Genomic DNA, 12,621 nt, shown 5'->3' with positions numbered 1-12,621 from the left:
CCGCCGGTCATGNNNNCCCACCGGGCGAGCCGACTCAGCAAATAGTTGATGACGATGAAGATCACGGCAACCAGGAACAGCATCTGGATCGGGTTGTTGAAGTACTGGCCCAGCAGGTTGCCCCGGCGCAGGAGCTCTTCGTACAGGCCCAGCACCGCGGCCAGCGACGTGTCCTTGAGGATGACGACGACCTGGCTGATCAGCGCCGGCAACATCGTGCGTACTGCCTGCGGCAGCAGGACCAGCCGCATCGCGCCGACCGGACTCAGTCCGATGGCGAGGGCGGCCTCTCGTTGGCCCGCAGGCAGGGACAGCACGCCGGCCCGCAGGATCTCCGCGATGATCACCATGTTGTAGGCGGTCAGCCCGATGACGAGGTACCAGAGGCCGCCACCGCCCGGCATGCCGGAGAGGTCGACACCGACCTCGGGCAGCACGCGCCAAGCGAAGTAGATGGTGATGACGACCGGCAGTCCACGAAGCAGCTCCATGACGCCCACGAGAGGGAGGCGTGACACCTTCCCGAGCATCATGCGCACGACGCCGAGGAGCGTCCCCAGCACCACCGAGAACGCGATGGCGAGGGCTGCGGCCTTCAGCGTGTTGAGCAGCCCACCGCCGAGGGTGCGCCAGTCGTCCTGGAAGTACTCGTGGTGAGGGTCGACGAGCGGCCGGTACAGCTCGGCGTCGAACTGGCCCTGGTCCGCGAGGCGCTTCACCACGATGGCGAGGGCCGCCAAGATCAGGACGGTGGCGATGATGCCGCCGATGAGGTTACGGCGACGCGCCCGCGGACCGGGGGCGTCGTACAGGACGGTGTACTCGCTCATCGGACGATCGCCAGCCTGTGCTCGAGCAACCCCAGGACCGCGCCGGCGGGCAAGGTGATGAGCAGGTAGCCGATGGCCACGCCCGTGAGCACGGGCAACGAGGCGTAGCCCTGGGCGCTGGTCAGCGACTCACCGACGCTGAACAGGTCCCGACCAACCCCGAAGGCGCCGACGACGGCGGAGTTCTTGAACATCGCGATGATGACGCTGCCGACCGGCGGGATCGAGGTGCGGAACGCTTGGGGCAAGACGACCTGGCTCAGCGTCCTGGTGAACGGAAGGCCGATGGCGCGGGCGGCCTCGGCCTGACCGGCGGGCACCGAGTTGATGCCGGAACGAAGCGCCTCGCAGACGAACGCAGACGTGTAGACGATCAGAGCGCTCACGCCGAAGACGTAGTAGCTGCCGTTGATCCCGATCTCCGGGAAGCCGAACGCGAAGAAGAACAGCACGACCGTCAGGGGACAGTTGCGCACCAGCGTCACCCAGGCGGTGCCGAGCGCCCGCAACGGCCCCACCGGGGAGACCCGGAACGCGGCGAGCACGGTGCCTAGCACGAGTGCTCCCACCATGCCCCACAGGCAGATGCCCAGGGACCGCAGGAACCCGCCCCAGAAGAGGTCGAGGTTCTCGGTGACGGCGTCCACTCTCACCTCCGTTGACGGTCGCTGGCGTGTTGGTCGGCAGTGCCCTCAGCGAGGGCGAGCCATCGTGCGGTCGGGTCGGTGCCGACGTCCGCTGCGGACGTCGGCACCGACCACGTGCGCCTCAGATCAGCTGCAGGGAGCGGGGTCGGGCAGCGTCGGTGCCGAGGCACCCTCGACCTTGCCGGCGGTGCTGGCCCACGCCTTGTTGTAGGCGTCCTCGTTCTCCTTGAGCGTCTTGTTGATGAACTCGCAGAACTTGACGTCACCCTTCTTGATGCCCAGACCGTAGGGCTCCTCGGTGAACTGGTCGCCGACCAGCTTGAAGGCGCCGTCGGACTTCGAGACGAAGCCCAGCAGGATGACGTTGTCGGTCGTGACGACGTCGACCTGACCGGTGCGCAGCGCGTCGGCGCACTTGTCGTAGACGTCGAACAGCACGAGCTGGTTCGGGTTGGCGAGGTACTCCTTGATCTGCTCCGACGGCGTCGAGCCGGTGACCGAGCAGACCTTCGCGTTCGGGTTGCTCTTGAGGTCCTCCGGGCCCTTGATGGTGTTGTTGTCGGACTTGACCATCAGCTGCTGACCCGCCACGTAGTACGGGCCGGCGAACGAGATGCGCTCCTTGCGCTTGTCGTTGATGGTGTACGTCGCGGCCACCATGTCGACCTTGCCCTGCTCGATGACTTCCTCGCGCACCTTGGAGGGGGTCTCGACCCACTCGATCTTGTCGGGCGCGACGCCCAGCGCGCCGGCGATGATCTTGGCGACCTCGACGTCGAAGCCCTCGGGCTTGCCCGACGGGCCCTTGAGGCCGAAGCCGGGCTGGTCGAACTTGGTGCCGATCGTCATCGTGCCGGCGTCGTGGATCTTGGCCATCGTCGTGCCGGCGTCGAACTTGGCGTCGGCGTTGACCTTGACGTCGCCGCTGCCCCCGCTGTCGTTGCTGCCGCACGCGGCCAGCGAGACAGCAGCCATGGCGATCGCTGCGGTGGCGGCGATGCGTCGGATCCTCATGTTGTTCCTCCGTTGTGTCGTGCCGAGCTCCGCGAACAGCGGGGCCGGTCGTGCAGTTCTGAGGTGATGGGGGCTCAGGTGGACCTGAGCGGTGGTCAGTGCGTCAGGATCTTCGACAGGAAGTCCTTGGCGCGGTCGGACTCGGGCTGGGTGAAGAACCGCTCGGGCGTGCCCTGCTCGACGATCTGGCCGTCGGCCATGAAGACGACGCGATCGGCTGCCCGCCGGGCGAAGCCCATCTCGTGGGTGACGACGACCATGGTCATGCCTGAGCGCGCGAGTGTGGTCATGACGTCGAGCACCTCGTTGATCATCTCCGGGTCGAGCGCCGAGGTGGGCTCGTCGAAGAGCATGACCTTGGGGTCCATGGCCAGGGCCCGCGCGATGGCGACGCGCTGCTGCTGGCCGCCGGACAGCTGAGCGGGGTACTTGCTCGCCTGCGCCGCGACGCCGACGCGCTCGAGCAGCTCGCCGGCGCGCTGATCCGCCTCGCGCTTGGGGACGCCGCGCACCTTGATCGGCCCGAGGGTGACGTTCTCCAGGATCGTCTTGTGCGAGAAGAGGTTGAACGACTGGAAGACCATGCCGACGTCGGCGCGCAGGCGAGCGAGGGCCTTGCCCTCCTCGGGCAGCGGGTCGCCGTCGAGGGTGATCGTGCCCGACTCGATGGTCTCCAGCCGGTTGATGGCGCGGCACAGCGTGGACTTGCCGGAGCCGGACGGCCCGATCACCACGACGACCTCGCCCTCGCCGACGGTGAGGTCGATATCGCGCAACACGTGGAGGTCACCGAAGTGCTTGTTGACCTTCTCCAGCACGACGAGAGGGCGGCGGGACGACGCGGCGGGGGAGTCCGCGGGGGAGGCGGCGACGTCGCTCATGCAGACGGACCCTAGCCGTCGGGCGAGTCGCGCCGCTACGCACCCTTGTGCGCTGCGCCCGCTTCGCGGCGTTCGCCCGCATTTTCGGCGCGATTCGCGGACGCATGAGGCCAACTATCCTGGGGAGGCCATGACGACATCGCCCTCGCTCCGAACCGACCCGCCCCGCACGTACGACGTGCGCACCTTCGGTTGCCAGATGAACGTGCACGACTCCGAGCGGCTCACCGGCCTGCTCGAGGACGCCGGCTACGTGCCCGCGACCGACGGCGAGACCGCCGACGTCGTGGTGTTCAACACCTGCGCGGTGCGCGAGAACGCCGACAACAAGCTGTACGGCAACCTCGGTCACCTCGCGCCCACCAAGCGGCGCAACCCCGGCATGCAGATCGCCGTCGGCGGGTGCCTGGCGCAGAAGGACCGGGGCGAGATCGTGCGGCGCGCGCCGTGGGTCGACGTCGTCTTCGGCACGCACAACCTCGGCTCGCTGCCGGCGCTGCTCGACCGGGCGCGGCACAACCAGCAGGCCCAGGTCGAGATCCTCGAGTCGCTCGAGGTCTTTCCCTCGACGCTGCCGACCAAGCGCGAGTCCGCCTACGCCGGCTGGGTCTCGATCAGCGTGGGCTGCAACAACACGTGCACCTTCTGCATCGTGCCGAGCCTGCGCGGCAAGGAGAAGGACCGTCGCCCAGGCGAGATCCTCGCCGAGGTCGAGGCGCTCGTGGCCGACGGCGCGATCGAGGTGACCCTGCTGGGCCAGAACGTGAACAGCTACGGCGTGGAGTTCGGTGACCGGCTCGCGTTCGGCAAGCTGCTGCGCGCGTGCGGCGCCGTCGAAGGGCTCGAGCGGGTGCGCTTCACCAGCCCCCACCCGGCGGCGTTCACCGACGACGTGATCGACGCCATGGCCGAGACGCCGAACGTCATGCCGAGCCTGCACATGCCGCTGCAGAGCGGTTCGGACCGCGTGCTCAAGGCGATGCGGCGTTCGTACCGGTCACGGCGCTTCCTCGACATCATCGACAGCGTGCGCTCGCGCATCCCCGAGGCCGCGATCACCACGGACATCATCGTGGGATTCCCAGGCGAGACCGACGAGGACTTCGAGGGCACGCTGGACGTCGTCCGGCAGGCGCGGTTCGCCAGCGCCTTCACCTTCCAGTACTCCCAGCGCCCCGGCACCCCGGCCGCGACCCTTCCCGACCAGCTGCCCAAGGCGGTCGTGCAGGAGCGCTACGAGCGGCTCGTCGCGTTGCAGGACGAGCTGTCGTGGGCCGAGAACCGGCAGCAGGAGGGCCGCACCGTCGAGGTGCTCGTGGCCGAGGGAGAGGGTCGCAAGGACGACGCCACCCACCGGCTGTCGGGCCGCGCCGCTGACAACCGCCTCGTGCACTTCGCCGTGCCCGAGGACGCCGAGGTGCCTCGCCCCGGCGACATGGTGAGCGTGCAGGTCACGTACGGCGCACCGCACCACCTCGTGGCTGACGGCGCACTGGCGGGCGGCCCCTACGCCGTCCGTCGCACCCGGGCGGGCGACGCCTGGCTGGCGCGCGAGTCCGGGCAGCACGGCGGGTCGGCGCGTCGTCCGGTCGGCCTCGGCCTGCCGGGGGTGGGCGCGCCGGCACCGGTCGAGGTGCCCGCCTGCGGGTGACCGCCCGCGAGCGACCCCCGCTACTCGCCGACGCGGTCGTCGGCGGCGCGCTGCGCCTGGTCGACCTGCGCCCGGTGCTTGCCGCCGGTGAGCCGGTCGACGGCGTCGCCGGCCTTCTCGATGCCCTCGTCGCTGTACTTCTCGGTCTGCTCCGGGTGCTCGGCCATCTGCTGCTTGGCCTTCTCCCCGAGCTCCTTCGCCTTGTCGAACAGGCCCACGGCCGACTCCCGTCGCTGAGGGCCGCCCATCGCGGCGGCCTGCCCGCATCGTGGCGCTCACCCTCCCAGCGCGCCAGCCGGCCCGGTGCCGCGCACCGATCGGGTTGAATGCTCCGGTGCTCGTCATCGCCGTCGTCGGACCCACTGCGACGGGCAAGTCCGACCTGGGCGTGGCGCTCGCCCGCCAGCTCGGCGGCGAGGTGGTCAACGCCGACGCCATGCAGCTCTACCGAGGGATGGACATCGGGACGGCGAAGCTGACCCCGGCCGAGCGCGAGAGGGTGCCGCACCACCTGCTCGACGTGCTCGACGTGAGCGAGGAGGCGAGCGTGGCGGCCTACCAGCGCGCCGTGCGGGTCTGCGTCGACGACCTCGTCGCGCGGGGGAGCGTGCCGGTGCTGGTCGGAGGGTCGGGCCTGTACGTGCGCGCGGCGCTGGACGAGCTGCAGATCCCACCCACCGACCGAGCCGTGCGGGCCCGGCTCGAGCGCGCCGCCGAGGAGCTCGGCGCTGCCGCGCTCCATGCGCGGCTCGCCGAGGTCGACCCGGTGGCCGCCGAGCGCATCCTGCCCACCAACTCCCGGCGGGTCGTGCGGGCTCTCGAGGTGGTCGAGCTCACCGGCAGGCCCTTCTCCGCGACGCTGCCCGAACCGCGGTACCTGCGGCCGACCGTCCAGATCGGGCTGCGGGCCGCGCGGCCCGAGCTCGACGACCGCATCGCGCGGCGCGTCGAGCGGATGTGGCAGGCAGGTCTGCTCGACGAGGTCAGCCGCCTGGTGCCGCAGGGCTTGCGGGAGGGACGCACGGCGTCGCGCGCCGTGGGGTACGCCCAGGCGCTGGCCCAGCTCGACGGGGTGCTCGACGCCGAGCAGGCCCAGCAGCAGACGGCGCAGCTCACCCGCCGCCTCGCCCGACGCCAGGAGTCGTGGTTCGGGCGCGACGCCCGCATCACGTGGCTGGACTCGGGGGCACCCGACGTGCTCGAGCGGGCGCTGCGCGTCGTCCGGGCAGCGGCCGAGGGCGTCGATGGCCGATGATGGCAGCGTGCAGCTGACGTTCACCAAGGGCCACGGCACCGAGAACGACTTCGTCCTCGTGCCCGATCTCGACGGCACCCTCGTGCTCGACCCCGCCACCGTGCGCCGACTCGCCGATCGCCGGGCCGGCATCGGCGGCGACGGCGTGATCCGGGTCGTGCCCACCCGCGCCGTCGCGGAAGTGGCCGACCAGGCGGCTCAGGCCGAGTGGTTCATGGACTACCGCAACGCCGACGGCGAGCCGGCCGAGATGTGCGGCAACGGCGTGCGGGTGTTCGTGACCTACCTGCTGCGCGAGGGCCTCGCGCACCTGGGCGACGGCGAGCAGCTGGCCGTGGCGACGCGTGCGGGCACCAAGCAGGTGCGCCGTGACGGTGACCTGCTGGCCGTCGACCTGGGAGCATGGCGGATCGTCGGTGGCGACGGCGCGCTCGGCGGCGGTGGTGACGCGCAGGTGCTGGCCGGTGGGCTGGGCGGTGCGGTGGCCGGCCTGAGCCTCGACCTGGGCAACCCGCACACGGTGGTGGTGCTGCCGGGCGGGGCCGAGCTGCGCGCCCTCGACCTGCACCGGGCCCCGGTCGTGGAGCCCCTTCCGCCGAACGGCACCAACGTCGAGTTCGTCGTGGTGGAGCGCGCCGGGCACGTGGCGATGCGCGTGCACGAGCGCGGGGTGGGGGAGACGCGGTCCTGCGGCACGGGCGCGGCAGCCGCCGCGCTCGCCGCTCGGGCGTGGACGGCCGTCGCGGGTGGCGGTGAGGTCGACGAGTGGCGCGTCGACGTGCCGGGCGGGACGCTGCGCGTGCGGGTGCTGCCCTCGGGCACCGTCGAGCTGGCCGGCCCGGCCGAGCTGGTGGCCGACGGCACGGTCGAGCTGGCGACGCCCTAGCGCTGCTGGGTGCCGTGCGCCTCGGCCAGGCGCACGCCGGCCGCGCGCAGCCAGCGCTGCGGGTCGGCCATCGCGGCCTGCGCCGACCCGGCGAGGTCGGCCAGCGCCAGCACCTGCGGCACGGCCGCGCCGCCTGGGACGCGGACGTCGGCGTCGGCCCGGCCGCACACGACGTGCACTCTCGCGCCGGCGGCGACGGCTCGGCGCAGCACCGCGCCGACGACCTTGCCGCCGAGGCTGGTGGCGTCGAACCGCCCCTCGCCGGTGATGACGACGTCCGACCTGGCCACCGCGGCTCCCAGGCCAACCAGCTCGGCGACGTGGTCGGCCCCGGGCACCAGGTGAGCGCCCCACCAGGTCGCGACGCCGTACGCCGTCCCACCCGCTGCGCCGGCACCTGGCGTCTGCGGGTCGCCACCTGAGAGCTCGGCCCACCGGGCGAGCCCACGCTCGAGCGTGGCCACGGCATCGGCGTCCGCGCCTTTCTGCGGTGCGAACACCGCTGCCGCGCCACGCGGGCCGAGCAGGGGGTTGACGACGTCGACCAGCACCTCGACGCCACCGAGTGGCGGCGCGATGAGGCCGTCGGCATCGGCGCGGTGCAACTGCAGCAGACCGGCGCCGCCATCCGGGACGTCGCGACCAGCGGCGTCGACCAGGCGCAGCCCGAGCGCCTGCAGCAGGCCGCTACCGCCGTCGGTCGTGGCCGAGCCGCCGACGGCGAGGACGAGTCGAGTGGCGCCCCGCCGCAGCGCCTCCTTGATGATCTGCCCGGTGCCGAACGTGCTGGCGCGCAACGGGTCTGCCGGGTCTGCCGGGTCTGCCGGGCCTGATGAGGCGGCCAGGTGCAGCCCGGACGCCACGGCGAGCTCGACCACCACCGTGCCGTCCGCCAGCGCCAGGTAGCGGCCCGGCGTCGGCGCACCGAGCGGTCCGCGCACCGCGCCCACGTCGACGATCCGGCTGCCCTGGGTGCTGGCGGCCATGACGTCGAGGGTGCCCTCGCCGCCGTCCGCGAGCGGACGCAACGCCACCTCGTCGCGCGGCCGCCCCGACAGCCAGCCGTCCGCGAGCGCCTGCGCGGCCAGGTCAGCAGGGCAGCTGCCCTTGAAGGAGTCGGGCGCGATCACCACGCGAGCCGGCCGGCCGCCGCTCGCGCCGGCGTCGCTCACGGCGCCTGCACGTGCAGGACGCGAAAGCCCTTCGCGCTCGCGTACCGGTCGACCACGAAGCCCTGCGGGCCGACCTGCTCGGCGAGCCAGCGCTGCAGGGAGTCCGAGCCGAGGTTCTTCTGCACCACGAGGTAGGCGCTGGCGCCGTCGTCGAGGCGGGGCAGCCACCGCAGGAGCAGGTCGTGCAGCACCGCCTTGCCCACCCGGATCGGCGGGTTGCTCCAGATCGCGCCGAACCGGACGTCGTCCGGCACGTCATCGGGCAGGCACGCCCGCACGCCGGGCAGTCCCAGGTGCTCGGCGTTGCGCCGCAGCAGGTCGACCGAGCGCTCGTTGACGTCGACGCCCCACACCCGAGCCTCGGGCGAGGTCAGGGCGAGGTGCAACGCCACCGGGCCCCAGCCGCAGCCCAGATCGAGCAGGTCGCCGTGCGCCGGTGGGGCCGGTGCCTCGCGCAGCAGCACCTGCGTGCCGGTGTCGAGCCGGTCGGGGCTGAAGACGCCCGAGGCCGTGGCGAGCTGCAGCTCGCGACCCCCGAGGCGCACCGCGAGCGGGCGCAGGTCGCCCGGGCTCGCAGGCTGCGCGGTGAAGTAGTGATCGACGTCGTGATCGGTGCCCTCAGCCACGGGCCACAGTCTGGCAGGGTGCGGAATCCGGTGGCCGGGTGCAGCGTTGGTATGTCACGTTGGTGCTCACGTTCGAGCACCCGTCCAGCACCAGGAGATCTGTGAACCGCACCGCGAACGCCGCCCGCCTCCAGCAGGCCGAGCTCGAGCCGCTCGATGATCTCGACGCGCCGCACGACGACGGCGGCTACGACGGCGACCATGACGGCGGCTACGACGGCGACCAGCTCGACCTGCAGGACCGCCAGGCGCTGCGCCGCGTCGCCGGGCTGTCGACCGAGCTCGCCGACGTCACCGAGGTCGAGTACCGCCAGCTGCGCCTCGAGCGCGTCGTGCTGGCTGGGGTGTTCACCGGCGACGTCGAGGACGGCGAGAACTCGATGCGCGAGCTCGCGGCCCTGGCCGAGACGGCCGGCTCCCAGGTGCTCGACGCGCTGATGCAGCGCCGCGAGCAGCCCGACCCCGGCACGTTCCTGGGATCGGGCAAGGCGCGCGAGCTGCGCGACATCGTGGTCGCGAGCGGCGCCGACACCGTGATCTGCGACGGCGAGCTCTCGCCGTCCCAGCGCCGCGCGCTCGAGGACGTCGTCAAGGTGAAGGTCATCGACCGCACCGCGCTGATCCTCGACATCTTCGCCCAGCACGCCAAGAGCCGGGAGGGCAAGGCCCAGGTCGAGCTCGCCCAGCTCGAGTACCTCCTGCCGCGCCTGCGCGGCTGGGGCGAGTCGATGTCACGCCAGGCCGGTGGCCGGGTCGCGGGCGGCGAGGGCATCGGCTCGCGCGGTCCCGGTGAGACCAAGATCGAGCTCGACCGCCGCCGCATTCGCACGCGCGTCGCCAAGCTGCGCCGCCAGATCGCCGGCATGAAGACCGCGCGCGACGTCGGCCGGCACGACCGCAAGCGCCACGCCGTCCCGAGCGTCGCGATCGCCGGCTACACCAACGCGGGCAAGTCCAGCCTGCTCAACCGGCTCACCGGCGCGGGCGTGCTCGTCGAGAACGCGCTGTTCGCGACGCTCGACCCCACCGTGCGCCGCGCCGAGACCACCGACGGGCGCGAGTACACCCTCGCCGACACCGTCGGCTTCGTGCGCCACCTGCCGCACCAGCTGGTCGAGGCGTTCCGCTCGACGCTGGAGGAGGTCGCCGACAGCGACCTCGTGCTGCACGTCGTCGACGCCTCGCACCCCGATCCCGAGGGGCAGATCCAGGCGGTCCGCGAGGTGCTGGCCGACGTCGACGCCCACAACGTCCCCGAGCTGATCGTGCTCAACAAGGCCGACGCCGCCGACCCCGAGGTGATCGCTCGCCTGCGCTCGCGCGAGCGCTCGCTCGTCGTGGTGTCGGCCCGCACCGGTCAGGGGCTCGAGGAGCTGCGCACCCGCATCGACGACCTGCTGCCTCGACCCGACGTCGAGGTCGAGGTGCTCGTGCCCTACGACCGCGGCGACCTCGTGAGCCGGATCCACGCCGACGGCGAGGTGCTCGCCGAGCGGCACCTGGCCGAGGGCACCCACCTGCGCGCCAAGGTGATGCCGGCGCTCGCGGGTGAGCTGACGGCCTTCACCGCCTGAGCAGCGGCAGGACGAGGCGGAAGGTGGCACCGCCCTCGGGGGCGTGGCCGGCCTCGGCGCGGCCGCCCAGCCGGGTCGCCAGCGCGCCGACGATCGCCAGACCCAGGCCCGAACCCACCGGACGGCGTCCGGCGTAGCGCCGGTGCAGTGCTGAGCGGTCGAATGCCACGGCGAGGTCGTCGTCGGTGAGGCCCGGGCCGCCGTCGCGCACCTCGACGACGGCGACCTCGCCCTCTGCGCGCACCGCCAGCACCACGAGGTGCCCGGCCGGCGTCACCCGCACCGCGTTCTCTGCCAGTCCGTCGAGCACCTGCCGCACGCGCACCGGGTCGGTGTGCACCAGGACGGGCTCGTCGGGCCCCTCGACCACGAGCCGCTGACCGGTCGAGGCGCACCGCTCGGCCCAGACCTGGCCCGCCTCGGCCAGGACGCTCGCGAGGTCGACCCGCAGCGACTCCACACGCAGGTCGTCGGCGTCCAGCCGCGCGAGGTCCAGCAGGTCGCCCACCAGGTGCTGCAGCCGCTCGGACTCGGCGAGGAGCGTGCGTCCCACCGGCACCACGCGCTCGCCGGTGGTGACGCCGTCGGCCAGCGACTCCGCGTACCCGCGGATGGCGGTGAGCGGCGTGCGCAGCTCGTGCGACACCGACATGAGGAAGTCGCGCTGGCGAGCCTCGCTCGAGGCCAGCGACCCCGCCAGGGCGTTGACGGCGTCAGCGACCTGCACGACCTCGACCGGGCCGGTCCGCTCGAGCCGCACGTCCCGCTCGCCGGTCGCCAGCCGTCGTGCACCCTCGGCCGCGTGCCGCAGCGGCCGCGCCACCCAGCGCGCGAGCAGGGCACCCGCCGCCACGGCGAGGGCGAGGGCAAGGGCCAGGGCGAGCAGCTCACGGTGCAGCAGCCGTCCGGCGGCTCCGGTGGCCGTCGCCTCGGTGCGGGCCAGGACCACCGCGCCACCGACCGTCAGCGGCCGGCCCTCGGCGATCACCACCCGGCCGTCAACGCGAAAGCGCATCGACACGCTGCGTCCGGCACGCAGGGCCTTGAGGCGCCGGGTCGCGGCGACGACCGCGAGCTGGTCGCCGTCCACGGTGCCGTCGGGCCGGACCCGGGCCACCGGCGTGTCAGGAGAGCGCAGACCCTGCACGCCCAGGTCGGTGCTCGCCGGCCCGCCGGTCTCCAGCAGCCGCGCGACGACGTCCGCGTCACGGCCGAGGGTGGCGCGCGCGTCGCGCAGCGCCGCCCGCCGCACCAGCCCCACCGAGACGAGGGCGGCCACCACCACCGTCAGCGTCACGACGGCCGCGATGACGGCGGTGACCCGGCCGGCGAGGGTCGGGTGCCTCATGCGCGGTCGTCCGCCGCGTAGCCGACGCCGCGCACCGTGCGGATCGGGCTGGCCGCGCCCAGCTTGGCCCGCAGCTGCGCGACGTGGACGTCGACGGTGCGGCTGGAGTCGTCAGCGGGGTAGGCCCACACCTGCGACAGCAGCTCTGCCCGGCCGAACACCCGGCCCGGACGGCGCATCAGGTGCGTCAGGAGGTCGAACTCGGTCGTGGTCAGGTCGACCGGCTGGTCGTCGGCCCACGCGAGCCGCCGCGCGGGGTCCAGGCGCACGCGCCCGACGACGAGAGCGGTCTCGTCGCGGTCGCTGGCCCGGGCCCGGTCGTGCCGGCGCAGCACCGCCTTCACGCGCGCGACCAGCTCGCGCGGCGAGTACGGCTTGGTCACGTAGTCGTCGCCACCCAGCTCCAGTCCTAGCACCCGGTCGACCTCGTCGTCGCGGGCCGTGACGAACACGACGGGCGTCCAGTCGTCTCGCGCGCGCAGGCCGCGCACCAGGTCGATGCCGTCGCGCGGACCCGGCAGCCCGATATCGAGCAGGACGGCGTCCGGGCGGTGGGTGCGCAGGGCCCGTTCGGCGTCGTCGACGTCGATCGCCACGTCGACGACGTAGCCGTCGCGCTCGAGGTAGAGACGCGCGAGATCGGCCAGGGACGCCTCGTCCTCGACGACGAGCACGCGACGGGCACCGGTCACGGTGCTCACCCTGATGGGTTCGCCGCGCGGCGCGCAACCAGACCG

General features: G+C 72.8%; 13 protein-coding genes. 4 read left to right on the top strand and 9 right to left on the bottom strand.

Going from position 1 to position 12,621, the window contains the following annotated elements:
- Window positions 1–16: 16 nt before the first annotated feature.
- From ASD06_RS12740 to ASD06_RS12725, 4 genes are all read right to left on the bottom strand, one after another.
- Window positions 17–830, bottom strand: an 814-nt coding sequence (locus ASD06_RS12740) for an amino acid ABC transporter permease (RefSeq protein ID WP_157371714.1), incomplete at its 3' end; no start/stop codon positions are given.
- The gene (locus ASD06_RS12735) at window positions 827–1,477 is read right to left on the bottom strand and encodes an amino acid ABC transporter permease (RefSeq protein ID WP_056678096.1); all 651 of its coding nucleotides are present in this window, start codon (window positions 1,475–1,477) and stop codon (window positions 827–829) included. The genes ASD06_RS12735 and ASD06_RS12740, both read right to left, overlap by 4 nt.
- 126 nt (window positions 1,478–1,603) lie before the next feature.
- Window positions 1,604–2,491 carry a glutamate ABC transporter substrate-binding protein gene (locus tag ASD06_RS12730; protein ID WP_056678093.1) on the bottom strand — a complete coding sequence of 296 codons (888 nt, stop codon included), beginning with the start codon at window positions 2,489–2,491 and terminating at the stop codon, window positions 1,604–1,606.
- Window positions 2,492–2,586: 95 nt separating this feature from the next.
- On the bottom strand, window positions 2,587–3,372 hold the full coding sequence (locus ASD06_RS12725) for an amino acid ABC transporter ATP-binding protein (protein ID WP_056678090.1): 786 nt from the start codon (window positions 3,370–3,372) through the stop codon (window positions 2,587–2,589).
- 130 nt (window positions 3,373–3,502) lie between these two features.
- Between ASD06_RS12725 and miaB the strand changes: the two genes are divergently transcribed.
- The gene (miaB, locus tag ASD06_RS12720; protein ID WP_056678088.1) at window positions 3,503–5,023 is read left to right on the top strand and encodes a tRNA (N6-isopentenyl adenosine(37)-C2)-methylthiotransferase MiaB; all 1,521 of its coding nucleotides are present in this window, start codon (window positions 3,503–3,505) and stop codon (window positions 5,021–5,023) included.
- Window positions 5,024–5,043: 20 nt separating this feature from the next.
- Here miaB and ASD06_RS12715 read toward each other — a convergent pair whose 3' ends face one another.
- Window positions 5,044–5,241, bottom strand: coding sequence for an antitoxin (locus ASD06_RS12715; RefSeq protein ID WP_200942150.1), 198 nt, complete (start codon window positions 5,239–5,241; stop codon window positions 5,044–5,046).
- Window positions 5,242–5,357: 116 nt separating this feature from the next.
- Between ASD06_RS12715 and miaA the strand changes: the two genes are divergently transcribed.
- Both miaA and dapF read left to right on the top strand, forming a co-directional pair.
- A complete protein-coding gene (gene miaA, locus ASD06_RS12710; protein ID WP_235502331.1) occupies window positions 5,358–6,278 on the top strand; it encodes a tRNA (adenosine(37)-N6)-dimethylallyltransferase MiaA in 921 nt (306 codons plus the stop codon).
- The gene (gene dapF / locus ASD06_RS12705; RefSeq protein WP_056678086.1) at window positions 6,268–7,164 is read left to right on the top strand and encodes a diaminopimelate epimerase; all 897 of its coding nucleotides are present in this window, start codon (window positions 6,268–6,270) and stop codon (window positions 7,162–7,164) included. The genes miaA and dapF overlap by 11 nt, the downstream gene beginning before the upstream one ends.
- On the opposite strand, the gene ASD06_RS12700 is transcribed toward dapF, so the two are convergent.
- Window positions 7,161–8,336 (bottom strand): glycerate kinase, encoded by a 1,176-nt coding sequence (locus tag ASD06_RS12700; protein ID WP_056678085.1) that lies wholly within the window; start codon window positions 8,334–8,336, stop codon window positions 7,161–7,163. The two genes, dapF and ASD06_RS12700, sit on opposite strands and share 4 nt — an antisense overlap.
- The gene (locus ASD06_RS12695) at window positions 8,333–8,962 is read right to left on the bottom strand and encodes a class I SAM-dependent methyltransferase (RefSeq protein WP_056678084.1); all 630 of its coding nucleotides are present in this window, start codon (window positions 8,960–8,962) and stop codon (window positions 8,333–8,335) included. The genes ASD06_RS12700 and ASD06_RS12695 overlap by 4 nt, the downstream gene beginning before the upstream one ends.
- A 101-nt stretch (window positions 8,963–9,063) precedes the next feature.
- Here ASD06_RS12695 and hflX point away from each other — a divergent pair, with 101 nt between their 5' ends.
- Window positions 9,064–10,536 (top strand): GTPase HflX, encoded by a 1,473-nt coding sequence (hflX, locus tag ASD06_RS12690; protein WP_056678083.1) that lies wholly within the window; start codon window positions 9,064–9,066, stop codon window positions 10,534–10,536.
- Here the strand turns inward: hflX and ASD06_RS12685 are convergent.
- Together ASD06_RS12685 and ASD06_RS12680 are read right to left on the bottom strand one after the other, a co-directional pair.
- Window positions 10,526–11,884, bottom strand: coding sequence for a HAMP domain-containing sensor histidine kinase (locus ASD06_RS12685; protein WP_082538002.1), 1,359 nt, complete (start codon window positions 11,882–11,884; stop codon window positions 10,526–10,528). The genes hflX and ASD06_RS12685 overlap by 11 nt on opposite strands.
- A complete protein-coding gene (locus tag ASD06_RS12680; protein WP_056678082.1) occupies window positions 11,881–12,585 on the bottom strand; it encodes a response regulator transcription factor in 705 nt (234 codons plus the stop codon). Before ASD06_RS12680 ends, ASD06_RS12685 begins: the two co-directional genes overlap by 4 nt.
- Between the last annotated feature and the right edge of the window lie 36 nt (window positions 12,586–12,621).

Origin of the sequence: Angustibacter sp. Root456 (genome assembly GCF_001426435.1) — a bacterium.
Classification (GTDB): Bacteria; Actinomycetota; Actinomycetes; order Actinomycetales; family Angustibacteraceae; genus Angustibacter.
Note: the sequence above shows the minus strand (reverse complement) of the source record. Positions and strands in the feature narration are given on the sequence as shown.